General features: G+C 60.5%; 13 protein-coding genes. 4 read left to right on the plus strand and 9 right to left on the minus strand.

Annotation, left to right across the window (positions count from 1 at the left end; all coding sequences use genetic code 11):
- Positions 1-27: 27 nt before the first annotated feature.
- The 8 genes from FHW78_RS18135 to FHW78_RS18170 form a co-directional block, all read right to left on the minus strand.
- A complete protein-coding gene (locus tag FHW78_RS18135) occupies positions 28-3,072 on the minus strand; it encodes a TonB-dependent receptor (RefSeq protein ID WP_183643948.1) in 3,045 nt (1,014 codons plus the stop codon).
- 342 nt (positions 3,073-3,414) lie between these two features.
- Positions 3,415-6,453: a TonB-dependent receptor gene (locus FHW78_RS18140; RefSeq protein ID WP_183643951.1), complete on the minus strand. Its 3,039-nt coding sequence runs from the start codon at positions 6,451-6,453 to the stop codon at positions 3,415-3,417.
- Positions 6,454-6,857: 404 nt separating this feature from the next.
- Positions 6,858-8,438 carry a sulfotransferase gene (locus FHW78_RS18145; RefSeq protein ID WP_183643957.1) on the minus strand — a complete coding sequence of 527 codons (1,581 nt, stop codon included), beginning with the start codon at positions 8,436-8,438 and terminating at the stop codon, positions 6,858-6,860.
- A 99-nt stretch (positions 8,439-8,537) separates the two neighbouring features.
- The gene (locus FHW78_RS18150; RefSeq protein ID WP_225562181.1) at positions 8,538-11,450 is read right to left on the minus strand and encodes a TonB-dependent receptor; all 2,913 of its coding nucleotides are present in this window, start codon (positions 11,448-11,450) and stop codon (positions 8,538-8,540) included.
- Between the two features lie 319 nt (positions 11,451-11,769).
- Complete coding sequence (locus FHW78_RS18155; protein ID WP_183643960.1) at positions 11,770-13,359, minus strand: sulfotransferase; 1,590 nt, start codon at positions 13,357-13,359, stop codon at positions 11,770-11,772.
- A gap of 95 nt (positions 13,360-13,454) precedes the next feature.
- Positions 13,455-16,466 carry a TonB-dependent receptor gene (locus FHW78_RS18160; RefSeq protein WP_183643963.1) on the minus strand — a complete coding sequence of 1,004 codons (3,012 nt, stop codon included), beginning with the start codon at positions 16,464-16,466 and terminating at the stop codon, positions 13,455-13,457.
- 264 nt (positions 16,467-16,730) lie between these two features.
- On the minus strand, positions 16,731-18,518 hold the full coding sequence (locus FHW78_RS18165) for a phosphoenolpyruvate carboxykinase (GTP) (RefSeq protein ID WP_183643967.1): 1,788 nt from the start codon (positions 18,516-18,518) through the stop codon (positions 16,731-16,733).
- 214 nt (positions 18,519-18,732) lie between these two features.
- Positions 18,733-19,476 (minus strand): helix-turn-helix transcriptional regulator, encoded by a 744-nt coding sequence (locus FHW78_RS18170; protein WP_183643970.1) that lies wholly within the window; start codon positions 19,474-19,476, stop codon positions 18,733-18,735.
- Between the two features lie 108 nt (positions 19,477-19,584).
- Between FHW78_RS18170 and FHW78_RS18175 the strand changes: the two genes are divergently transcribed.
- Positions 19,585-20,025, plus strand: a complete 441-nt coding sequence (locus tag FHW78_RS18175) for a hypothetical protein (protein ID WP_183643973.1) — start codon at positions 19,585-19,587, stop codon at positions 20,023-20,025.
- A 4-nt stretch (positions 20,026-20,029) separates the two neighbouring features.
- A complete protein-coding gene (locus tag FHW78_RS18180) occupies positions 20,030-20,842 on the plus strand; it encodes a DUF2145 domain-containing protein (RefSeq protein ID WP_183643976.1) in 813 nt (270 codons plus the stop codon).
- Between the two features lie 70 nt (positions 20,843-20,912).
- On the opposite strand, the gene FHW78_RS18185 is transcribed toward FHW78_RS18180, so the two are convergent.
- Complete coding sequence (locus FHW78_RS18185) at positions 20,913-21,512, minus strand: TetR/AcrR family transcriptional regulator (RefSeq protein WP_183643979.1); 600 nt, start codon at positions 21,510-21,512, stop codon at positions 20,913-20,915.
- Positions 21,513-21,680: 168 nt separating this feature from the next.
- On the opposite strand from FHW78_RS18185, the gene FHW78_RS18190 reads away from it, so the two are divergent.
- Together FHW78_RS18190 and FHW78_RS18195 are read left to right on the plus strand one after the other, a co-directional pair.
- Positions 21,681-22,628, plus strand: coding sequence for an alpha/beta fold hydrolase (locus FHW78_RS18190; protein WP_255443340.1), 948 nt, complete (start codon positions 21,681-21,683; stop codon positions 22,626-22,628).
- The gene (locus FHW78_RS18195; RefSeq protein WP_183643983.1) at positions 22,625-25,102 is read left to right on the plus strand and encodes an acyl-CoA dehydrogenase; all 2,478 of its coding nucleotides are present in this window, start codon (positions 22,625-22,627) and stop codon (positions 25,100-25,102) included. Before FHW78_RS18190 ends, FHW78_RS18195 begins: the two co-directional genes overlap by 4 nt.
- Positions 25,103-25,109 lie beyond the last annotated feature (7 nt).

Here is a 25,109-nt window from a genome sequence, read left to right on the forward strand (position 1 = left end):
CCTCCTGTTTGAGAAGGTCTGAAGACCTTAGAAGTCGTACTGAATCATGAAGCGGACCGAACGCGGTGCCTGGAACGTCACAGGCGCCAGGTATGTTTCAACGGGCAGACCGGATGCCTGATCTTCGGCAATTTCGTTCACCGCCACCACTTTCTGCGTGTCAAACAGGTTGAATACATCGACCTTGACCTGCAGCCCCTTGGCGAACGATGGCCGATAGGCCACGTTCAAATCGAATGTACTGGTCCAAGGCAACCGCCCCGCAGTACCACGCGGCACAGGAATATTGTTGCAGCGGAAGAACGAGGCTCCGTATGGGTGCGGATTGTAGGTACCGTCCGGCGCCGGCAGGCTCGGCGGGTCGCCGGCTGCACGGTTCGGGTCACGATCGAGGACGCCAATGCAGTTGTACGGACGACCCGACTGGATCAGCAAGTTGCCGCCCACCGACCACTCTTCGGTGATCTGGTAGTTGCCGAACAGCTTCAGGCTATGCCTGCGATCGTTCGGCAGGTAGCCATAGGTATTTTCCGTCAACTCGATGTAGTCGAAGTCCTGCGTCACGTTCGTGTCCGCCTGACCGATATCCGACTTCACGCCACCCTCGGTGTTGCCCTTGCTCTTCGCATAGGTATAGGAACCCTGCAGGAAGAACTTTTCCCAATTGCCGTCGGCGAAAATTTCCAGGGCCGAATAGGTACGCTTTGCCTTGGGGCTGAGACGGTCGCCGGGGATGGTGATGGTGCGCAGGGTGCCGTCGGCTTCGATGTCAGTCACGAACACCGCATCCTCACCCGGATTGAACATGCGGCAATAAGGGAAGCCGGGATTCGGGATCACCGGATCCAGGCCGTTGGCTTCCGCGTATTCCAGAATCGCCGTGTAGTCGCAGTTGTCATCGATCGCCTGCTTCAACTCACGAAAAATACCGCGAGCGCCCAACGTCAGGTTCTCGGTCAATGCGGCCTGGAAACCAATGATGTATTCATCCTGGTACTGCGGATCCAGCGTCTTCGATGCAATCGTCGCGGGGTTCTTTCCGCGGCCATCTTCGCCATTGATGAAAGCAGGGCCGGTGGTTCCGCGCGGAGTCAATCCCAGCGGCGCACCCGTGACGGGGTCAACACCCGTGAAGTTGAAGTTCTGCCGCGTGAACAAGGATGCGCTCGCGCCACGCAGGGCAACGCTCGGCGTCAACGGGAGTGCATAGCGACCGGCATTGGCGAACAGCTTGAAGGTCGAGTCGCCATTCACGTCCCAAGAGAAACCCAGGCGTGGGCCGAACTGGTTGTCGATCTTGACATATGTCTGTCCGCTACCGTTCAAGTTCTCAAAGCTGTCCCAGCGAACACCAAGATAGGCGATGAAGTTGTCGGTAATGTTCCAGCTATCCTGCAGATAGAACGCGCGCTGCTTGACCTTCAGCTTTGCTCCCGACGTGGTGATTTGCTCACGGACAATATCGAACTCATCGCCGGAGTTCGCACCGTCCACGCCCGGGGTGGGATCGACCGTCGAGTAGCGCCAGAGGCGGCCGCCCTCATTTGCCTGGCCCGCCACGGACTCGTAGTCGTCCAGATCATAACCGAAGCGCAACAGGTGATCGCCCAACTGCCATTCGGCGTCCAGACGGAACTGATCACGGGTGTCCTTTGAATTTTCAGCCTGCAGCAAAGCGCCTGCGCCGATGTTGCATTGGCTGCTGTATGCCCCACCGGTAGCTGCACGCCGATAGGCCGGGCGGACATCGAGAATGAACGGGCAACCACCGACGGGCTGGTTGAGGTTGCCGTTGTAGCTGACGTTCTCCCCGCTCGCCGTCTTGATGCTTTGACTACGCGAAAATTCACCGTGTCCGGCGAGAGCGGACAATGTGAAATTGTCGGTGAAGTACCCGGTGTACTTCAGCACGTAGTTCTCGCCGCCTTGCTCGCTGTGCAGTGTTCCGATGTAGTTCTTTCGATCCACCCTCCCCACGGTGTTGAGATAGGTATCGGCATCCTGCTTTTGCTTGTCGGAGAAAGCAGTGAATTCCAGCAAACTGTTATCGGTAATGTTCCAATCCATCTTCAACAACCAGTTCGGATTCTTGGTTGTCGTGCTGGTATTGGTCGAAGCCAGGATATTGCCCCATGCCTCGGCCTCGGTACGACCATACTGGACCAGGCCATACGCAAAGAGCCTGTCTTTTATCAGCGCGCCACTGGCCCAAACCGCGGTGGTTGCGTTCCAGGTTTCATCGCGTGAGTTGTCTGCGCGCAGCGTTCCGTTAGTCAGATAGACGTTGCGCGGATTGGAAGTCAGGCTTTCCGGCGTATAGAAGACGTTGGCACCCGCATGAAACTCATTGGTACCACGTTTGGTGATCTGGTTGACCACGCCGCCCAGCGATCGGCCAAACTCAGCGCCATAACCGCCCGTCTTGATCTGCTGTTCCTGTATCGCTTCGAAAGGAACCTGTGAGAAATTCAGGCTTCGGAACGAATTGGTGATATTGAAGCCGTTGACGAAGTACTGGTTTTCCGCAACCGATGCACCGCCGAACGAAGCCAGGTTGCCGAACGCCGCATCGCCACGCACCGTGCCCGGTGCAAGAAGCGCGACACTGGTGGTATCTCGCGGAACAGGAATACGCGCGATCTGCTCCGAAGTCAGGATGGTGGTCGATTCCACCGACGTAACGTCGATCGGGTTGACGAAGCCACTTCCGACCACGGTCACCGCGTCCAGCGTCGTGGCACTTCCGTCCCCGCGGCTAACGAAGTCCGCATTGGCTGCCACGCCCACGTTGACCGAAACATTACGGGAACCTCCCGCGCTGCTGGTGACTGTGTACTGGCCGGTTGGAAGCGCCGAGAAGCGATAGAGCCCATCCGACCCCACCGTGATCGTTCTCGAGAAACCGGTGTTCGGGTTGGTAACGGTTATGGTGTCCCCGGCGTTGGCTCGTCCCGCGATCGCGCCGGCGGTATTTGACTGCGCATTGACCCCACCCACGACGCACAAGCCGAGGGCAAGTGCGAGCGTGGTTCTTTTCATACGCATTTTGCTGATATTCGTTTTGGCAACCATGCTTCTCTCTCCGCGAAGATGAATTAAAGACTTGGCCTACCCAACCCATGCCACGTACATCTGGCGCGGCGAGAATAACGCTTATTTAAGGTTTTAAAAGCGCTGGCCGTTTCGTTCTTCATCAGTCACGTACAAAGCCGAATTAATCCGTCGTTTTTGTTCCGAATTACGCCTGGTATGCCCCGCTCACGCATCAAATCGCTTTAATTAATATTTGCATCCTTTCTGTGAAAGGCCATTCAGTACGTAACCTGGATTCTCAATGGTGCAATGCAAAAAAAGAAGGCCACCCCTAGGGGTGGCCTTCAAGCAACTCTGTGGTTCTATTTTTTCTGACTTTGATTAGAAGTCGTATTGGACCATGAAGCGTACCGAGCGCGGAGCCTGGAACGATGCCGGCAGCAGATAGGTTTCCGAACGGGCACCGGTGGTGCCGTCTTCGCCGATCTCGTTCACCGAGGTGTACTTGTCCGAGCCGAACGCATTGAACACGTCGACCTTGAACTGGAGACCTTCCGCCCACGAAGGACGGTAGGCCAGGTTCAGGTCAACCGAGTTGGTCCACGGCAGGCGACCTGCGGTACCGCGCGGAACCGCCTCGTTGTTGCAACGCATGAAGGACGCGCCATAGCCGTGCAGCGAGCCGTCCGGCAGCGTCAGAACGCCCAGGCAGTTCACCGGACGACCGGACTGGATCAGCAGGTTCGCACCCAGTGACCACTCTTCGTTGAACTGATAGTTACCAAACACCTTCAGGCTGTGGCGACGATCGTTCGGCAGGTAGCCATAGGTATCGGTGGTCAGCTCCAGGTAGTCGAAGTCCTGCGTGACGCTGGTGTCATCCTGACCGATGTCCGACTTAACGCCACCTTCGGTGTTGCCCTTGCTCTTGGCGTAGGTGTACGAACCCTGCAGGAAGAAGTTATCCCAGCTGCCTTCGAAGAAGACTTCCATCGCGGAATAGGTACGCTTGGCCTTCGGGCTCAGGAGGGCGCCATCGATCGTGTTGGTGGTCAGCTGGCCATTGCCCAACAGATCGGTCACGAACACCGCGTCCTTGCCCGGGTTGAACATGCGGCAGTACGGGAAGCCCGCACCCGGGATATTGGCGACGTCGCCGTTCGCGTTCACCCAGCCATCATCCGTCAGCTCGAAGCCGTTGGCCGCCATGATCGGAGAGTAGTCACAGGTATCGTCGATCGCCTGCTTCAGGTCACGATAAATACCGCGGACACCCAGCGAGAAGTGGTCGGTCAGCTGCGCCTGGAAACCCAGGATGAACTCGTCCTGATACATCGGATCGAGGTTCTTCGCGGCAATGGTCGCCGGATTCTTGCCAACGCCGAATTCGCCGTTGATGTAGCTCAGCGGACCACGGGCCACCGGATCAATCGGCGCGCCCGTCACAGGGTCAACGCTGACGTAGTTGAAGTTCTGGCGGGTGAACAGCGAGGCGCTGGCGCCACGCACGGCCACGCTCGGGGTCAGCGGCAGCGCGTAGCGACCGGCATTACCGAAGATCTTGAAGGTCGAGTCGCCATTCACGTCCCAGGAGAAGCCCAGGCGCGGGCCGAACTGGTTGTCGATCTTGACGAAGCTTTGGCCGGCACCGTTCTTGTTGTTGAAGCTGTCCCAGCGCAGGCCGACATACGCCATGAAGTTGTCGGTGATGTTCCAGTTGTCCTGGATGTAGAACGCCCGCTGCTCGACCTTGACCGTGGCGCCCTGATTGACGATCTGCTCGCGCACGATGTCGGTTTCGTCACCACTGTTGGCAACGGTATCGGGGTCGATCGTCGAATAGCGCCATGCACGACCGCCTTCGATGGACGTACCGGCGATGGACTCGTAATCATCTAGGTCGAAGCCGAACTTCACCAGGTGGTCACCCAGCTGCCATTCCGCGTCGATACGGAACTGGTCGCGGGTATCGCCCGAGTCAACGCGATCGATGGCGCCGGCCAGCGAGGGGATGTTGGCGCTGATGTTGCAGGTGCTGCCGTAAGTGCCCGTCAGCGCACGACGATAGCCGGGACGCGCATCCACGATCACCGGGCAGCCGGTTGCGGGCACGTTCAGGTCACCGCCGTAGGAAACGTCCAGGCCACTTGCCGTACGCATGCGGACCGAGCGCGAGAACTCGCCATGACCGTACAGGGCGGACAGGGTGAAGTTGTCGGTCAGATAACCCGTGTACTTCAGGACGTAGTTCTCGCCACCGTTCTCGGTGAACACGGTGCCAATCTTGCCCGTGCGATTGAGCACGCCGGGAGTATTGCCGTACACGTCCGAATCCGTCTCGGTCTTGTCCGAGAACGCGGTCAGTTCCAGGACGTGGTTGTCGGTCAGGTACCAGTCCAACTTGGCCAGCCACGTCGGCGTCTTGGTCTCGTTGTAGGTGTTGTTGAAGGCCAGGACGTTGCCCCAGGAATCGGCTTCGGTACGGCCGTACTGCAGCAGGCCATAGGCAAACAGGCGATCCTTGACAAGCGCGCCGCTGGCCCACACCGCCACGGTCGCGTTCTCCTCGGAATCCTTGGAATTGTCAGAACGCAGGGTGCCGTTGCGCAGGTAGGCATTCGGCACCGCCGAACGCATGCTGTCGGGGCTGTAGAACACATTGCCACCGGCATGGAACTCGTTGCTACCGCGCTTGGTGACCAGGTTGATCACGCCGCCCAGCGAACGACCGAACTCGGCGCCGTAGCCGCCAGTCTTGATCTGCTGCTCCGCAATGCCTTCGAACGGGACCTGGGCGAAGTTGAGGTTGCGGAAGGAGTTGGTGACGTTGAAGCCGTTGATGAAGTAGGCGTTCTCAGCGACCGAGGCACCGCCGAAGGAAGCCAGGTTGCCGAACGCGGCGTCGCCGCGGACGGTACCCGGAGCCAGCAATGCAACGCTGGTGATATCGCGCGGCACCGGCAGCTTGGCGATCTGCTCGGAGGTCAGGATGGTGGTGGACTCAACCGAGGAGACATCGATCGGGTTGATGAAACCGGTACCGGTCACCGTAACCGCGCCCAGGGTGGTCGCATCGCCGCCGCCGGCGCTGACGAAGCTCACCGTGGCCGCGGTACCGATGTTCACGGAGATGTCGCGGCTCGAGGTGCTGCCATCGGCCGCCTTGCGGGTCACCGTGTACTTGCCCGTCGGCAATGCAGAGAAGCGATAGGAGCCATCTCCGCCGACCGTGATGGTGCGGGTGAAGCCGGTGCTCGGGTTGACGACGGTGATGGTATCGCCCGAGGCGGCCTGACCGACGACGGCACCCGAAGTATTGGACTGCGCGTGAACGCCGCCCACGAAGCAGGCGCCGAGTGCGAGGCTGAGGGCGGTCCGCTTGATGCTGGCATGAACGAGACTGGACTTTCGATTACGCATTGACTCTCTCTCTCTGTTGTTCCAAGAAATGTTTGGAAGCCAAAAGGATTGCCGGCTTCTATGAGCCGGCTGACAGTGAGAGTAACGCAATTTTCACAGCCTGAACCGTAATTAAAGTTACCTTTGCAATATTTTTATACATAAAAATCAATAACTTAATCTAAATAACCCCCTTGAAACGGAATTACGTCTCGCCAAGTTGGCATCTCTTTTCGGCCTAGCCTACCAACCGGCCGTTCCCCCAATCAGGCCAAGTCCCAGTACAGGTGCGCTGGGCGAAAAGCTGAATTACGCGCCTTTGAGGGATCTGATAGCGGTCCGGTAATCGAACGGGGCGTACGTTCGCAATGTGCGCTCACGTAGTATGGGTTCGACTCACTGTTCCAGGACGGCCATGGCTCACTCTACGACCTCGCCAGTGCCTGCTCCAACGCGCCGAGATGACGGGCATATCTCTTCCATCCCCACAAGTTGTCTGTGTGTACACCGCGTCTCACCTGAACACTGCTCGCTGTGGTAACGGGAGTGGCATTTCGAGTCACATCTTCCAGTCCAGTTTCCATGGGCAGCGCGCAATGCTCGAGCATTTTCCCGACCGTTGGGCCTGGGTCCCGGACAAGATCTTCATAGTCCACCGTCAGGATCCTTCCCGGATCCAGACTTTTCAACTCATCCATGAACCGGTGGCAGATCGAGTAATAGGCCGCGACTTCTTCAATATCATAGCTGTATTCGTAATATGAAGGCCGGAAGAATTCCTTGAGGTTTGAAAAGCAGGCGTCCATCGGATTCCGCTTAACAAAGACAATGCGCGCTTCGGGAAGAGAGTGAAGAACCGCACCAGTCAGTGCCAGGTTGCCCGGGTGCTTGTCCGTGAACCAGTCCGTATCGGAACGCCAGTACGTGGCGTTCCGATAGATCTTTCCCATCATAGCCAAATCGGCCAGTGCTGCACGTTGTGCGGACGGCTCATCCACTATTCCGGGACTGTAATAATCGACCGACCACTTGTACGCCATCCTCAGCTCGCTCAGCTCTCCGCATGCGGTCACATTTGGGTGATTTCCCAGCATGCGCTCAACGAGCGTAGTCCCCGTCCTCGGCATTCCGACAATGAATATCGGACATTTACCCGTGGGATCCACATCTACTTTTTCTGAGCGCGACCTTCGGACTCGAAAGTCATCCAGCAATAGTGAAAATGTTCGCTCGCTCGATGACGATGAGTACTGAATCGTTCTTCTTTTCTGAAAAAGTGCCGTCCTCAATGCACACCATGCCGCATCAACATCGTCGACTGCATCCAGTTCCCTGAAGAGTGCGAAGCCAGCGGCGGTAAGGCTTCCCAAATCAGTTTCTTTCTGCGGGTGATTGGCCATCAGCCGCCGAAGTCTATCGATACGCTGCGCCGCGCCCTCACCACCCAACGTAGCCAAGGCCAGATGCAAGTAGCCATCGAAAGGGCTTTGACTTATCGCGTCCTCGTACGCAGCTCGAGCCTCCTCCAACTTTCCCGTGAACTTGAGAGCATTTCCACGCAAGTAGGAAAGCGTGGATGTTCTAACTCCCCTCTTCTCGGCCGCCTTCAGCCACGCGAGAACTTCACGGGGAGAATCCAGCATCGCGGAGATCTGGCATGCCTCTTCGATATCCCGTGCATCAGGCAATGCCGACTTATCAAAGGTCTGCAGTAAGTCCATTGCCGCCCGATACTCTCCCGTGGATACAAGGCGACGGGATACATTCAACCTTTCCCTTCTCGAGGATGCTTCTGTCAACAGTCTTGCAGCCTGTCTTGCATGGAAAACCGCGAGACGGAATCTGGTTTTGGCCTGGTGAATGTTGGAAGCCATCCAATGCCCCCCCGGGAATTCCGGCGCGCTTTCAAGTACCTGCATGCAGAAGTCCAATGCCGCATTCAGTTCTCCATTCGAGAACGCACGCTGCGCCATTTCCCACGCCGATGAAATACTTTGCTGCTTCAAGGTTTATCTACGCAATTGTTAACGAAGCCAGTATTCCACAAAAGTATGGGCGCCAGCTTTCGCTGGCGCCCATATTCCCAACCAAGGAACGAAAATCGGTCAGAAATCGTAACGAGCGGAAAAGCGTACGGCGCGCGGGGCCTGGAAGTTCACCGCATTAAGGAAGTTCGGATTGTAGACGGGAGCTGCGCGCTCCTTATCACCCGTCTCCGAGTACTCCGTTACACGATCCGAATTAAAGACATTGAAGACGTCGACCTGCAGGCGAAGCTTTCCAGTGCCCAACGTTGGCGTCCAGGCCAGCGATAGGTCAAGGGTGTTTGTCCAGGGCGTACGCCCATAATCACCACGCTTGCCGAGGTGCGGAACGCCATCAGCATCGTGGCAGTAGAAGCTGGACGCCGAGTACGCACTGATCGAGCTTTCATAGCCCGGGTCGCTTTCAGGAATGAAACCATTGCAGTTGATGGGGCGACCGGACTGCACGAGCAGGTTGCCGGATACATGCCACTGGTCCGTGATGTCATACGTACCGAACAGCTTGAAGGTATGGCGACGATCGTTGGGAAGATAGCCATAGCTTCCCTTGGCAAAAGCCGCGAAGTCCCAGTCCTGGGTGATGCCGGCATCTGCCTGCTCCAGGGTTGAGTTCACATAGCCCTCTGAATTGCCGATGCTCTTCGCGTAGGTATAAGAGCCCTGCAGGTACCAGTTATCCGTCTTGATTCGCTCGAAGAAGACTTCCATCGCCTCATACTTACGGCTGTACTTCGGCAACCCGAAATAGTCCTTGGGGATCGAGACGACCGTGAAATTGCCATCGTTATGCAGGTCAAGCGCGAGGTCGGTATCCTGACCGGGATTGACCAGATAGCACTGCGCAGCGGTCGAGGAATCGTATTCCGTGTATCCGTTGTCGGCGGCCCATTGCTCCAGGGGGCCATGCATACAGATATCATCGAATCCGCTCTTGACTTTGCGCTTGATGCCCCGCACGCCCAAAGTCCAGTTTTCTGTGAGCTGGGTCTGGATGCCGAGAATGAACTCATCCTGATACATCGGATCCAGATTGTCCGCCGCAACGGTGGCCGGGTTCGGAGCCACGCGGGAACCATTGACGCCAGTCGGCCCCAACTGGGCGCCCAGAGTCGGTGCGCCGGTGACAGGATCGATAGCGGTGAACTGGTAGTAATCGGTCAGCGTTTCCTCGGCACCCGACGCACGGATGCTGGTGTTGTTGGCGACCGGAATGAAGTAGCGACCGGCATTGCCAAACACCTTGAAGGTAGAGTCTCCATTCACGTCCCACGAGAAACCGATTCGCGGGGCAACCAAATCGTCAGACTTCACGAAGGAAACGCCATCGGCATTCATGTTGTCGAAACGCTCGACGCGGACACCCGCATACAGCAGGAAGTTATCGGTGACGTTCCAATGGTCCTCGATGTACGCTGCTTCGTTCTTTGTTTCATATCCGCCGCTGGATCGATAAAGGTGGCGCACGCGAACGTACTCTTGCGTGTTGGGCACACCATTGGTGGTTCCATTGGCGGGCGCGGCATAGTAACGATAGTAAACGCCGCCCGCGAAAGTCGACGCCGTGAAGGTTGAGGTGAACTTCTCGCTATCCACACCGGCACGCAGCGTATGGTCTCCCAAACGCCATTCCGCGTCGATGCGCCAAGCCTTGCGGGTGTCGATATCCGGGCCCGCGTTGGCCGGCCTCACAGCGGCAAAAGTGGCCGCCGGCCAGCAGCCAACATAATCCAAGCCACCAGATCGACCATCATACACGGTAGGGCAATCTTCACCGGGCAGGCCGCCCTTCACGTAAGGGTTGTCAAATTTGAGGTCGCCATACTGCGCCGACACGGTAAAGTTGTCGGTCAGATAGCCGGTGTACTTTCCGATGAGTACGCGCCCTCCACTCGGACTCTCGTATGAGTAGTCTGCCGCATCATGGTTCCTGCTGAACTTGCTATTGTTCGTGTAGTGGTCAACTTTGTCTTTCTGCTTGTTATAGATGCCCGTGAACTCAAGCAGATGATTATCGGTAAGGTTCCAGTCTAGCTTGACAATGCCCTGCGGAGAATTGTTCTTGGTCCGAGTGCTATCGTTCTCGAAGTACCGGTCGCTGGTCTCATCACGCCCCTCGACCAGGCCGAAGAAGAACAGGCGATCCTTAATCAGCGGGCCGCCGCCATAGATGTTGTATCGAACTCGGTCATCTTCGTTGGCGGACCGATAAACGAAGTAACTGCCATCGTCAATGGGATCGCGACTTATCACGTCCTTGCCAGACTTCTGCAGACTAGCCGGCTCCCAGTACGCGCTGACGCCCCCTTTCCATTCATTGGTACCGCGCTTCGTCACGATATTGATGACGCCACCGAGCGAACGACCATATTCCGCGCCGTAACCGCCGGTTTTGACCTGCTGTTCGCCGATGGCGTCGAACGGCATATTGGCGTATGAGAGTAGAGAACGCAGATTGGTAACGTCGAAGCCATTGATGTAGTAGCCATTCTCTGCAACAGACGCGCCACCGAAGGAGGCCAGGTTGCCCAGCCCGGTGTCACCCCGGACAGTGCCTGGTGCCAACAGGGCCACGTTGGTGATGTCGCGCGCAACCGGCAGTGCCTGGATCTGTTCAGCGGTAAAGACTGTGGTTGATTCCACCGAAGACACATCGATAGGGTTGATTGCACCCGTACCCACGACGGTGACTGTATCCAGCGTATTCGCCGACGACGAGCCGGTGAAGTTCAATTCGGTACCCGTACCCACGGTGACGGCGACTTCACGACTATTGCCGTTAGCTGTAATCCGATAGCGTCCCGTTGGCAGCTGCGTGGCGGCGTAGCGGCCACTACTGTCGGCCGTGATCTCGCGCTTTGTTCCAGTATCGGTGTTCTCAATTGTGATGGTCGAGCCTGCTTCGGCTCGCCCGAAAACCGAACCAGCTGCGCTCTGTGCCTGCACGCCACCAACGACGCAAAGGCTGAGCGCCATGCTCAGTGCCGTCCGCTTGATGCCCCTAGACAAATAGCTGGGCCCCATGTGGGTTGTCATCGTGCTCTCTCTCTCTCAAGTCAAAAAAAGACCGGTACGGACCGGCCCCGAATGCAGGCGAAACCTAAACGCCTGGTGACCAGAGAATAACGTAACTTTTACGAGCGGGAGCGGAACTTACATTACGCTTTCAGATGAAAAAAATCAATGCAATCAATTACTTATAATACAATACGGCAATGGTGAAAAATAATGACGGTAGTGAAACGATGGCCGATCAGTTATCCCGGAGGCACATCTCCTCCCCTACCTCTTTCCGTCAGTCCCTCGCTTCGAATGAAGCTACCAACCTGCCCAATTGGCCCTCATATCGCTTCCAGCTTTCGAGGTTCCTCGTATGGATTCCTTCGCGCACTTGCGAGCTACTTGCGGTCGCTGAAGGCGTCAAATTCTTCTTCACATCTTCCATCCCTACATGGGTCGACAGACCACAGAATGCGGCAACCCGGGAGAGCGCTTCTTCCGGGCTCGTTACCAAAGCCTCGTAGTCCACGCACAGGAATGCATTCGGCATGAGTCTCTGCCAGTGTTCCGTCAAATGGATGAAACGGCGGTAATGATTGGCCATTTCAGTCAAGTCATAGCTGTAGGGATAGCTCGTTCCCGAGAACAGGTGCTTGAAGGTAGAAAAGCAGCTATCCATGGCTCCCCGACGCAGGCAGATAATCTTCGCGTCAGGCAACGCACGATGGATAAAGGCCGCGTTGATTACATTGTTGGGCAATTTGTCGACAAGCAGTTTCTTTTCTTCTAGACGCCAGGAGGTTCTCTCTTGGTAGCCAGCCCCAAGTGCGCGAAAATCCATCTCCAGGTAGTTCTGGAGGCCCTGCTTGTCAACTATTTCGCCAATGAATCGACCGCTTTCCCATGCCATCTGCATTGGAAAATCGTTCAGCTCGCCAGCCAGCATCACGTCCGGGTGATTCCCAAGCATGCGTTCAAGCAGGGTAGTGCCACTCCTTGGAAGACCCACCACAAATATGGGCCCTTGTTGTGGAAGATAACGCGGTTCATCACGCCGCGCATCTAGGAAAAACGCTTCGTTGCAGGCGTGCATCAGTGCGTGATAATTCTCCTCGTATGCGGAATCTGCATAGCGAATCCCTTGCCGCTTGGCCGACGCTCCTACCTGCAACGCTTGCCATGCTTCTTCCGTACGGTCGGCATCATCCAGTTCCTTGAACAGGGCATATTGCAGGTAGATTGCGTCTTCTAAACCCGGCTTGGTATGCGCGATCGCCCTTCGGATTCGAGTAACTCTATCCCCTGGACGCGCGCTTCGCTGGTGATGTGCCAACGCCCAGTGCGCCTCGGCGTTCATGGGGTCCGATGCTATGCACCGTTCAAAGGCTTCTGTGGCCTCTTGCATGCGCCCCAAGTGCCGCAGCGCATTCGCGCGTGCGAGAAGGAGTGAAGATGGGGGATTGCCAATCCTGGACAGAGCGTGATCTGCGAGAGCCAATGCCTCTTGGTGGGCGTCTGTCAGGCCAAGATACTGGACCAGTCCCATGCTGTAACGCAGCACTACCGGATCTGACCAATCAGACAAAGCGATGATGTCCCTTGCGTCCTTGTATTCACCGAGCACCAAAAGACGCATGCTCAGTTCGGTGATGAACTGCTGGCTTCCACTTCGCTTCCAGGCAGGTACGGCAGAACGGACCGCGCGCACCGATTCACGGAAATCGCCTTGGCTCTGGGCCAACGCGGACAACGCCAGCCAAGCACGCGGTTGCGCGGGATCCAGCGCGAGAATCTGCTGGTAGATCTCGCGTGCATCGTCGAAACGACGTTCCATCATTGCCTGGCGGCCACGCTGGACGTAGGCACCGATGTCGGGATTTTGCACGCTGGGCTCCGAGGGGCAAAGCAAAAAGGATAGTGCAAAAACAAGACGGCCGCCCAAAGGCGGCCGTCTCCTTCACGCTGACTTCCCGATATTGCTTAGAAGTCGTACTGCACCATGAAGCGGACCGAGCGCGGGGTCTGCCAGGACAGCGGGGTCTTGTAGGTTTCGGTCTGCACGATCGGGTCACCCGCGTCGTTCTCGCCTTCCTCGTTGACCGCGATGGCCTTGTCCGCGTTGAACACGTTGAACACGTCGACTTTGAAGGCAAGCTTGCCGTCGGCGAATGCCGGACGATAGGCGACATTGAGGTCGAAGGTCGTCGTCCACGAGGTGCGTCCGGCGGTGCCGCGGTCCACGACGGTGGTACCGCCATGCTGGCCAATCGGATCGCAGGAGAAGTACGCCGCGCGGTAGCCGACCGGGTCGTCGCCGTAGACACCGAAACAGTTGATCGGACGTCCCGACTGGACCAGCAGGTTGCCACCCACGGACCACTCATCCGTGATGTCCCAGTTGCCGAACATCTTCAGGGTGTGGCGACGGTCGTTCGGCAGGTAACCGAAAGAACCCAGCATCAGCTCCGGATAGTCGAAGTCCTGCGTGGTGCCGGTATCACCTTGGCCGATGTCGGACTTCACGCCGCCTTCGGTGTTGCCCTTGCTCTTGCCGTAGGTGTAGGAACCCTGCAGGAAGAACTTGTCCCACGCGCCTTCCCAGAAGAACTCCAGTGCGGAGTAGGTACGCTTGGCTTCCGGGCCCAACGCGTTCGCGGCGATGGAGACGCGCTCGGTGGTGCCGTCGCCATCAACGTCGATGTTCCAGATGCCATCGCTGCCGGGGTTGTACAGGCGGCAGTACGGGAACGACGGATTGCCGACGGCCACGTCCGTATACCCGTTCGCTTCAGCCCAATCCTCGATCGGACGGATGTCGCAGGTATCGTCGATCGCACGCTTGAGCTCACGGTAGACACCGCGAACGCCGGCGGACAGGTGCTCGGTGATCTGGGCCTGGAAGCCGAGGATGAATTCATCCTGATACATCGGCTTCAGGTTGGTCGACGCGATGGAGGCCGGGTTCTTGTTCTGACCGGTTTCGCCATTCGCATAATAGGGTTCCACCAACGGGCCGCCACCCGGCGTCATGTTGATGGGCACGCCCGTAACCGGATCGACACCCGTGTAGATGAAGTCCTGCATCTCGTAGATCGACGCGCTCGCCCCACGGACGGCAACGTTCGCGGTCAGTGGCAGAGCGAAACGACCGGCATTACCGAAGATCTTGAAGGACGAATCACCATTCACGTCCCACGAGAAGCCAAGGCGGGGAGCGAACTGATTGTCGATCTTGACGTAGCTCTGGCCCAGTCCGTTCTTGTTCTCGAAGCTGTCCCAGCGCAAGCCACCGTAGACCAGGAAATTGTCGGTGACGTTCCAGGTATCTTCCACATAGAACGCACGCTGCTCGACCTTCACCGTCGAACCTTGGCGGATGTTGATGCGGCGAACGAAATCGTTTCCGGTGTTCGGGTTGTTGTTGTACTGGTAGTAGTAGTTGCCCGAATACGCAGTGCCATCCACCGTCTCGAAGTCGTCCAGGTCGTAACCGAACTTGACCACGTGATCGCCCAGCAACCATTCGGCGTCGATGCGGAACTGGTCGCGAGTGTCCTTGGCATCGGAGCGATTCAGGGAGGTCGCAAAGTCGCAACCGGAGTAGATGCCGGTGGCATCCTTGCGGGCGCTGGGACGGTTGTCACGCACGATCGGGCAACCGCCCACCACGCTGTTGAGATTGCCGTCATAGGAGATGCGGCTGCCGTCGGCCTGGATGGCGTGGTTCGAACGCGAGAATTCACCGTGGCCCGCGAGCGCCGTCAAGGTGAAATTTTCACTCAGGTAGCCGGTGTACTTCAGCGCATAGTTCTCGCCGCCATCTTCTTCATGCAGCGTGCCCAGATAGGTACCACGATTCGGCTTGACCGAATCACCTTCGAAGGTCGTGTAGTAATACGCGGTGTTGGTCTTGCGCTTGTCCGAGAACGCAGTCAGCGCCAGCAGGTGGTCATCGGTGATGTTCCAGTCCAGCTTGACCAGCCAGGACGGCGACTTCTGCTCTTCCTGGGTGTTCTTGCCGCCGCTCAGCACATTCGGATAGGCGGCTTCGTCGGTGCGGCCATACTGCAGCAGCGCATAGGCGAACAGCTTGTCCTTCACCAGCGCGCCGCTGGCCCAGACCGAAGCGGTCGCGGCCCAGCCCAGGTCCTTGGAATTATCCGAAACCAGTCGACCATTGCGGTAGTACAGGTTCGGCGTGCTCTCGCGCAGCGATTCCGGTTCCCAGAAGATGTTGCCGCCGGCGTGGAACTCGTTCGAACCACGCTTGGTGATCAGGTTGATCACACCACCGGTGGAACGACCGAATTCGGCACCGTAGCCGCCGGTCTTGACCTGCTGCTCGGCGATCGCCTCAAAGGGGATCTGCGCGAAATTGAGGTTCTTGAAGGTATTGGTGATGTTGAAGCCGTTGACGTAATACTGGTTCTCCGACACCGAAGATCCGCCGAACGACGCCAGGTTTCCGAACGCGGCATCACCCTTGATGGTGCCGGGAGCCAGCAGCGCGACGCCAGTGATGTTGCGGGCAACCGGAATCTTGGCAATCTGTTCAGCGGTCAGCACCGTGGTGGATTCCACGGAGGACACGTCGATCGGGTTGATGGCATTGGTGCCGACGACCTGCACCGCATCCAACGTGGTGGCACCACCCGAAGCGGCGGCCGCACGGGCGAAATCCACATTCGCGGCCGTGCCCACCGTCACGGTGATATCGCGGCTCGACGAGGCGCCGTCCGCAGCCTTGCGGGTGATCGTGTACTTACCGGTCGGCAGCGCGGAGAAACGATAGCTGCCGTCGCCGCTGACGTTGATGGTGCGGGTGAATCCGGTGTCCGGGCTGACGATGGTGATGGTGTCGCCGTCGACGGCGCGACCGGTGATGGCACCGGCCGAGTTCGACTGCGCCTGTACCCCACCCACGAAGCAGGCACCCAGGGCCAGGCTCAGGGCCGTGCGCTTGATGCCTTTCGACAAGTAACTGGAACCCATTTGTCTCTCTCTCTTGAGTTGTAAACGGCCGGTGCCAACGCGGCGCCGGAATCCGAAGTGACAGGCCTCACATAGCCTGTGAACCAAAGAGTAACGCAAATTTCTTTATTAAGAAAGAGTTATGAGCCCTTATAAATCAAACACTTGTCCTATTCATTTTGATGAACTGTAAGTAAAAATACGTTTGTGGCATCCCGCATTCAGCGCCACCAGAAACAGAAAACGGCTGCAGAAGCAGCCGTTTCCGTTGGACGAAGGTCAGATTTAACCCAACTGGCTGGCAATGCGCTCCTGCTCACCCTTCAACGCCCCCGGCATCCTCCCACCGAACTCCTCCAGATAGGCCCCGATACTTTCCACCTCGGACCGCCAGCCGTCCCGGTCGAAGCCGAACAGCTTGGCCTCGGCTTCCTGCGAAAGCGCCACGCCTTCGAGATTGAGGTCAGCGGGCCGCGGGAGATGGCCGATCGGCGTTTCCACAGCGTCCGCCTGCCCTTCCACCCGCTTGATCATCCACTCCAGCACGCGCAGGTTCTCGCCGAAACCCGGCCATAGGAATTTGCCGTCGTCGCCCTTGCGGAACCAGTTGACGTGGAAAATCTTGGGCAGCTTCGCGCCGGGCTGGTCGAACGACAGCCAATGGGCGAAGTAGTCGGCGAAGTTGTAACCGCAGAACGGTTTCATCGCCATCGGGTCGCGACGCATCACGCCAACCGCGCCGGTGGCGGCGGCGGTGGTTTCCGACCCCATCGCGGCGCCGACCAGGACGCCATGGGTCCAGTCGCGGGCTTCGAACACCAGCGGAACCAGCGATGCCCGGCGACCACCGAACACGATCGCTGAAATCGGAACGCCCTGCGGATCTTCGGCGCGCGGCGAGTAGCTGGGGCACTGGCGGGCGGACACGGTGAAGCGCGAGTTCGGATGCGCGGCCGGGCCGTTGGCGGGATCGTACGGGCGTCCCTGCCAGTCCAGCGCCGGCGTGCGTCCGTCCAGGCCTTCCCACCACGGTTCCTGCTCGTCGGTCACCGCGACGTTGGTGAAGATGGTGTGGTGGCTGATGGTGGCCAGCGCGTTCGGGTTGGAACTGTCCGAGGTGCCCGGAGCGACGCCGAAGAAGCCGGCTTCCGGATTGATGGCGTAGAGCCGGCCATCGGCGCCCGGACGCATCCAGCAGATGTCGTCGCCGACGGTCCACACCTTCCAGCCGGCCTGGCGGTAGCCCTCCGGCGGAATCAGCATGGCCAGGTTGGTCTTGCCGCAGGCGGAAGGGAACGCGGCGGCGACATAGTGGGTCTGGCCCTGCGGGTTCTCGATGCCGACGATCAGCATGTGCTCGGCCAGCCAGCCTTCCTGGCGTGCCTGGTGCGAGGCGATGCGCAGCGCGTGGCACTTCTTGCCGAGCAGCGCGTTGCCGCCGTAGCCGGAGCCGTAGCTCTTGATGGTCAACTCTTCCGGGAAATGCATGATGAAGCGGCGCTCCGGATCCAGTTCGCCGATCGAGTGCAGGCCCTTGACGAAGCTGCCCTCGCGTTCGATCCGCGCCAGTGCCGCCGCGCCCATGCGGGTCATGATGCGCATGTTGGCGACCACGTAGGGCGAGTCGGTGATTTCCACACCGCAACGCGCCAGCGGTGAATCGATCGGGCCCATGCAATACGGCACCACGTACAGGGTGCGACCGCGCATGCAGCCGGCGAACAGCGCGTCCATCTTGGCGTGTGCCTCGGCCGGCGCCATCCAGTGGTTGTTCGGGCCGGCGTCGTCGCGCTCCGGGGTGCAGACGAAAGTCAGATGCTCGACCCGCGCTACGTCGCTGGGGCTGGAACGGTGCAGCCAGCTGTGCGGATGGGTTTCGCGGTTGAGCGGCAGCAGGGTGCCGTCGGCCTGCATGCGGGCGATGAGCGCGGCGTTTTCGGCATCGCTGCCATCGCACCAATGGATGTGGTCGGGCTGGGTCAGCGCGGCGACTTCCGCGACCCAGGCGTTCAGCGCATCCAGCCTGCACCCCTGGGAGTCCTGCGATTTGAAAACGTCGACCGCTGCGTTCATGCCGTGCCCTCGAAAAATGAGACCAAAATGATACCAATGTCCGGTCCCGATGACGAGGAGAACGCCGAATCGGATTCAGGAAGGTCAGGACTTGTCCCGTAGGGCACGCTCGGGCCTCCCGGAATCGGCGTCAGAGGCAGCGGTCCACATACATATGTAGACGCGGCGCCGGCAGGCTCCCCCTCGCGGCAGGCCAGGAGTTCCGGGGGCGGGCTCAGCCGGTGCGCGATCGCCGGTAGGGGTTGAAGAGCTGGAGCAGCCAGGGCTTCTGCGCCAGCACCAGGCTCACCCCGATGCGCTCGGACGCCGGCAGGGTCGCATCCCGTGCCAACAGGGCATCGAACTCGCGCGCCACTTCCTCCAGCCTTTGCCGCAATTGCTTGATGCCTTCGATGCTGAGGCTGCCGCTGAGCAGCAGCAACGCATCCTGCTCGCCGTCGAAGGCATCGGCGAAGTAATCCGTCAGCAGGGTGTGGCGGAAATAGCGTTCCATCGGCCCATCGGCGCGCCACCGGAAGTTGCGCGCAGTCAGGGTGCGCGTGCGGTTGCCGGGCATCAGCTCGATGATGCCGAGGCGATCCAGTTTCACCAGCAGGCCGGTCCACTGGGCGGAGGTGAAGCCGAAGTGTTCCAGCACATCTTCCTGCCGCCATCGATTGAGGGTCAGGAACAGCGCCATCAGCAGCGCGGGCTCCTTCACCAGCGCCTGTTCCTGCGCCGCCTCCAACTGGGCCATCGGCTTGCGCCCGCGCGACGCCTCGGCGCTGAGCTCGGCCAGGCCGACATCCAGGACCTCGCAGATCTGCTCCAGCCGCTGCAGGCTCATGGCGCGACGGGAGAACATGCGCTTGATCGCCGCCTCGCTCATCTTCATCTGCGCCGCCAGATCGCGGTAGGTCATGCCCTGCCCGCGCAGGCAGCGCTTGAGCGCGTCGACCAGTTCCAGGGATACGGCCATGGGTAGCGGATTCCTATACCTTTCGTCCTCCGGAAGCTTACCTTGTCAAAGTTAGTTGAATCCGGACGGCGTCTGCGCCCACCTTGCGCTGCGCAAGGAGACCTGCCGATGACCCTGTCCAAATCCCCCGTCCCGTACTTCCGTGCCCTGCTGCTGGCGACCGCACTGTTCGCCGCCGCCGTTCCCGCCCGGGCCGCCGTTCAGTCCGATGGCGCCAGCCGGCACTCGCAGGCCAGCCTCGCCGCTTCCGTCGAAGTGCCCGTGGCCGTCGTGCACGCGTTGGCGCATGGCGCGTCGGCCGTGGTGTCGGGGGTCGCCGTGGTGGGCGGCAGTGTGGCGGTGACCGTGTCGGCCACCGCCGCCGGCGCCTCGTTCGTGGTCTACCTGTCGGTGGAAGCGGTTCGCCGGCTGGGCATCGCGGTGGGAACCGCGATCAGCGTGACCGCCGTTGCCACCGGCTGGCTGCTGAGCGCTGCCGGCGAGACGCTGTGCTTCATCGCCAACGACAGCGTCCGTCCGCACATCCACAGCCATCGCTACGGGAGTTGAGCCGATGAACCGCCTGTTGATGCGCTGCGCGTGGCTGTTGTGCCTGCCGCTGGCGGCCCACGCCGGCAACGATTGCCGGGAGCAACAACTGTCGCCGACCAAGGTCGCCTCGGCGGCGGAGACCGCGCTGCTGGCCGCCGCCGCGCTGGATCAGAGGGATGCGCCGGTGGCACTGATTGCGCGGGTGGGTACGGATCTGTCCAAGCAGGGTCTGGTCTACAGCCATGCCGGCTTTGTCGTCCGCGATCATCCCCGGGGACGCTGGACGGTGGTGCACCTGCTCAACGACTGCGGCAGCGATCGTTCGGGACTGTACGCGCAGGGGCTGGTGAATTTCTTCTCCGACGATCTGGTCAACCAGGATCTGCGCATCGTCTGGTTCAAGCCGGATTTCGCGCAGCGGCTGGCCGGACGACTGCAACAGTTGCCGCGCCACAGCCTGCACCATCCGCGTTACAACCTGATCGCGCGTCCCGGCGGCCGCAACTATCAGAACTCGACCGCCTGGCTGGTCGAAATGATGGCCAGCGCGATCGCCGACAAGCCGGTATACGACCGCGCCACGGCGTACGCCTTCGCGCGCGGCGATGGTTTCATCCCGGATACCATCCATGTTCCGTACACCAAGCGCGTGCTGGGCGGATTGTTCACCGCCAACGTCGACTTCACCGACCATCCGGTCGCCACCCGCCTGTCAGGCGACTATCCCGTGGTCACCGTACGCTCGATCTTCCGCTATCTGGACAGCGCGGGATACACCGAGCACGTGCGGGAATGGCGCAATGGCCGATTGATGAGCGCACCCGGTCCCGCATGATTCCCGCGAGGCGGCTTTGTGCCCGCTCATGCTCGCCGCCCTGCTTTCCGCGAGCGAGGTGCGCCTGCGCTCAGGTGGGAATGAGTGTGGAGATGACGTGTTCCAGATAGGCTTCGAACTCGTCGTGGGTCATGCGTGGCTGCTGCAGTTGCAGTGACAGCTGCAGGAAGCCTACATACGCGGCATAGGTCAGGCGGGCACGATGGATCGCGTCCTGGCGCGCCAGCCCCGCCTGACGGAACGACGCCATCAGGTATTCGAGTCGACGCTGCGACACACGATCGATCACCGGCTGGACCGCCGGATGATCCAGCGCCTTCAGCAACTCGCTGTAGATGATGTGCGGTTTGACCTCGTGTCCGACCAGTTGGAACAGCGCGCGCAGGCGCTCGCGCGGATCCGGCACTTTCTCCAGGTTGCCGAACACGCTTTCCTGCTCCACCGCTTCCCAGCGCTCCAGCGCCGCCTGCAACAAGGCGTCGCGGGAAGGAAAGTGCCAGTAAAAGCTGCCCTTGGTCACGCCGAGACGACGCGCCAGGGGTTCGACCGCCACCGCGGAGACACCCTGTTCGGCGATGAGATCGAGCGCGGCCTGCGCCCAGTCGTCGGCACTGAGACGGGCATTCCGCGGAGATGCGGCGGGAGCTGGGTCGGGGCTTGGAGTCGTCATGACCCCATTTAACCATACGGCGAAGTTTGTTGGAGTACGTTTGCTGCGATGCAACAAAACTTTCGCCAAATCAAACGCTTGCGATGGCGAAGAATCCCGCCGACCGATTGACTGCTCTAAACCGGCAAGCCCATACTAGCCCGTATGGTCAATGCCTCCTCTCCTGCCATGTCCCTCTCCGCAACCGGTGTCGGCGAAGCGCTGGGGCTGACCGGAGCCGGCGATCTGCGGCTCGCTGCCAGCCGGTTCGCTTCACCCGCCCCGCTGCAGGCGGAACCCGCATTGATCTATTCGCATGGCTTTGGCCAGACCCGCCATGCTTGGGCGCGGACCGCGCAGGTCCTCGCCGCGAAGGGCTATGCCGGCCTTGCCTATGACGCCCGCGGGCACGGTGACTCGCAACGGAATCCAGCCGAATTGCCTTACGCCGGCGAGCAGTTCGCCGATGATCTGATCATCGTTGCCGGCGAACAGGCCCAGGCGCCCATCCTCGTCGGTGCATCGATGGGCGGGCTGTTCGGCCTGATCGCCGAATCGCGCTGGCCTGGCCTGCTGCGGGCAATGGTGCTGGTCGACATCACCCCGCGCTGGGAATCGGCGGGCCTGGAGCGCATCCTCGGTTTCATGACCGCGTTTCCCGACGGTTTCGAGTCCCCGGAACAGGCCAGCGACATCATCGCCGCCTACCTGCCGCACCGCCGCAACCGCAAATCGCCGGATGAACTGCGCGCGTTGCTGCGTCCGAACGCAAACGGCCGCTGGCATTGGCATTGGGACCCGCGCCTGATCGACGAACTGGCCCGCGACAGCGAGCAGCACCAGGATGCCCTTGCCGAGGCCGCCAGCCGCATCCGCTGTCCGATCCTTCTGATCAGCGGCGGACGCAGCGACCTGGTCTCCGCAAGGACCGTCGAGGAGTTCCGCGCGCTGGTTCCCCACGCGCGGCACGTCCATCTGCCGGACGCCACCCACATGGTGGCCGGCGACGACAACGACACCTTCACCGCCGCCGTACTCGAGTACCTGGCCGAACTGCGGTCGCCGCAGGCGTCCTTCGCGCCAGCCCCCACCGAATCGTCCGCCGAAAGCGGATCCGCAACCGGAGCAAGTCCATGAGCATCCTAGCCCCCTTCCTCGCCTTCCTGTTGGCGGGCGCGTTCGCGGCCTATCACCGCCTGCGGCTGGCCTATTGGGTGGCGATCACCGCGACCCTGCTGGTAGCCTGCTGGCTGCTCGGCGCCAATCCGACCGCCACGATCATCGCCGCCGTCATCGTGGCCCTCATCGCCGTCCCGCTGCTGATTCCGGCCATCCGCAAGCCGTTGATCACCGCGCCGCTGCTGACCTTCTACCGCAAGATCCTGCCGCCGCTGTCGCAGACCGAGCGCATCGCGCTGGAATCCGGCTCGGTCGGCTTCGAGGGTGAGCTGTTCTCCGGCGATCCGGACTGGAACCAGCTCCTGTCCCAGCCGAAGCCCGAACTGACGGCCGAGGAGCAGGCCTTCCTGGACGGTCCGGTGGAAGATCTTTGCCGGATGACCAACGACTGGGAAATCACCCACGTCCACGCCGATCTGCCGCCGGAAATGTGGGAGTTCATCAAGAAGAACAAATTCTTCGGCATGATCATTCCCAAGTCCTATGGTGGCTTGGGCTTCTCGGCGCTGGCCCACCACAAGGTGATCCAGAAGCTGGCTTCGGTCTCCAGCGTGGTCAGCTCCACCGTCGGCGTGCCCAACTCGCTGGGCCCGGGCGAACTGCTGATGCATTACGGCACTGAGCAGCAGAAGGACTACTACCTGCCGCGCCTGGCCGACGGCCGCGAGGTGCCGTGCTTTGGCTTGACCGGTCCGTTCGCCGGTTCCGACGCGACCTCCATTCCGGACTACGGCATCGTCTGCGAGGGCGACTGGGACGGCGCCAAGGTGGTCGGCATCAAGCTGACTTTCGACAAGCGCTACATCACCCTGGCGCCGATCGCCAGCATCATCGGCCTGGCCTTCCGCATGTACGACCCGGACGGCCTGCTGGGCGACAAGCGCGATCTGGGCATCACCCTGGCGCTGATGCCGCGCGAAACCCCGGGCGTGGAAGTCGGCCGCCGCCACTTCCCGCTGAACTCGCCGTTCCAGAACGGCCCGGTGCGCGGGCATGAAGTGTTCCTGCCGCTGTCGCAGATCATCGGCGAGGAGAAGGGCATCGGCGAAGGCTGGCGCATGCTCAGCGAGTGCCTGTCGATCGGCCGCTCGATCACCCTGCCCTCCACCGCCAGCGGCGGTGCCAAGATGGGCGCGGTCGTCACCGGCGCCTATGCGCGCATCCGCAAGCAGTTCGGCCTGTCGGTCGGTCGTTTCGAAGGCGTCGAGGAAGCGCTCGCCCGCATCGCCGGCAAGGCCTACGCGATCAGCGCGTTGTCGCAGGCGACCGCGGCGGCCGTGGACCGTGGCGAGAAGCCGGCGGTGCCGTCGGCGATCGCCAAGTACCACTGCACCAACATGAGCCGCGACGTGGTCAAGGACGTGATGGACGTGGTCGGCGGCAAGGGCATCATCCTGGGGCCGCGCAACTTCGTCGGCCGCGCCTGGCAGGCCTCGCCGATCGCGATCACGGTGGAAGGCGCCAACATCATGACCCGCAGCCTGCTGATCTTCGGCCAGGGCGCGATCCTGTGCCATCCGTGGGTGCTGAAGGAAATGAAGGCGGCGCAGAATCCGGATACCGTCGCCGGCACCAACGAGTTCGATCGCAACCTGTTCGGCCATATCGGCTATGCGATTTCCAACGCGGTGCGTTCGTTCTGGTTCGGCCTGACCGCTTCGCGCATCGGCGCGGCCCCGGGCGACGAGTACACCCGCCGCTTCTTCCGCAAGATGGATCGCTACTCCGCCAACCTCGCGCTGATGGCCGACATCTCGATGCTGACGCTGGGCGGCAAGCTGAAGTTCAAGGAATCGCTGTCCGGCCGTCTGGGCGACGTGCTGAGCCATCTGTACATGACCAGCGCGATGCTCAAGCGCTACCACGACGAAGGCGCGCCGGCGGCGGATCGGACCCTGCTGGCCTGGGCCTTCCACGACAGCGTGCACCAGATCGAACTGTCGCTGTCGGCGGCACTGCGCAACTTCCCGATCCGTCCGGTCGGCTGGCTGATGTGGGCGCTGATCTTCCCGTGGGGCCGCCGCGCGCACGCACCGGGCGATCGCCTGGGCCACCGTGCCGCCGCCCTGCTGATGACGCCCAACGAAGCACGCGATCGCCTGGCCAAGGGCGTTTTCACCACCCCGTGCGAGAACAATCCGGCCGGCCGCATCAACAGCTATCTGGCCAAGGCCGTGCTGGCCGAACCGGTGGAGCGCAAGTTCCTGAAGGCGCTGAAGACCAAGGGCATCGAGGCGCTGGACTTCGCCAGCCAGCTGGACGAGGGCGTGCGCGAAGGCTGGATCACCGCGGAAGAACGCAAGCAGTTGGAAGAACTGCGCACGATGACGCTGGATACCATCACCGTCGACGATTTCGATGCGCACGAGCTGCGCGCGGCCAGCTACTACGATCGACACCAGCCCGGCGACAAGTCACGCGCCGCGGCCTGACCCGCAA

This window comes from Pseudoxanthomonas sp. OG2 (genome assembly GCF_014192765.1).
GTDB classification, from domain to species: Bacteria; Pseudomonadota; Gammaproteobacteria; order Xanthomonadales; family Xanthomonadaceae; genus Pseudoxanthomonas_A; species Pseudoxanthomonas_A beigongshangi.

Coding starts and splice junctions, on each gene's coding strand:
- FHW78_RS18175 (WP_183643973.1), top strand. CDS start 19,585: ATGACCCTGTCCAAATCCCCCGTCCCGTACTTCCGTGCCCTGCTGCTG.
- FHW78_RS18195 (WP_183643983.1), top strand. CDS start 22,625: ATGAGCATCCTAGCCCCCTTCCTCGCCTTCCTGTTGGCGGGCGCGTTC.
- FHW78_RS18150 (WP_225562181.1), bottom strand. CDS start 11,450: ATGGCGCTCAGCCTTTGCGTCGTTGGTGGCGTGCAGGCACAGAGCGCA.
- FHW78_RS18160 (WP_183643963.1), bottom strand. CDS start 16,466: ATGGGTTCCAGTTACTTGTCGAAAGGCATCAAGCGCACGGCCCTGAGC.
- FHW78_RS18190 (WP_255443340.1), top strand. CDS start 21,681: ATGTCCCTCTCCGCAACCGGTGTCGGCGAAGCGCTGGGGCTGACCGGA.
- FHW78_RS18185 (WP_183643979.1), bottom strand. CDS start 21,512: ATGACGACTCCAAGCCCCGACCCAGCTCCCGCCGCATCTCCGCGGAAT.
- FHW78_RS18170 (WP_183643970.1), bottom strand. CDS start 19,476: ATGGCCGTATCCCTGGAACTGGTCGACGCGCTCAAGCGCTGCCTGCGC.
- FHW78_RS18140 (WP_183643951.1), bottom strand. CDS start 6,453: ATGCGTAATCGAAAGTCCAGTCTCGTTCATGCCAGCATCAAGCGGACC.
- FHW78_RS18180 (WP_183643976.1), top strand. CDS start 20,030: ATGAACCGCCTGTTGATGCGCTGCGCGTGGCTGTTGTGCCTGCCGCTG.
- FHW78_RS18135 (WP_183643948.1), bottom strand. CDS start 3,072: ATGGTTGCCAAAACGAATATCAGCAAAATGCGTATGAAAAGAACCACG.
- FHW78_RS18165 (WP_183643967.1), bottom strand. CDS start 18,518: ATGAACGCAGCGGTCGACGTTTTCAAATCGCAGGACTCCCAGGGGTGC.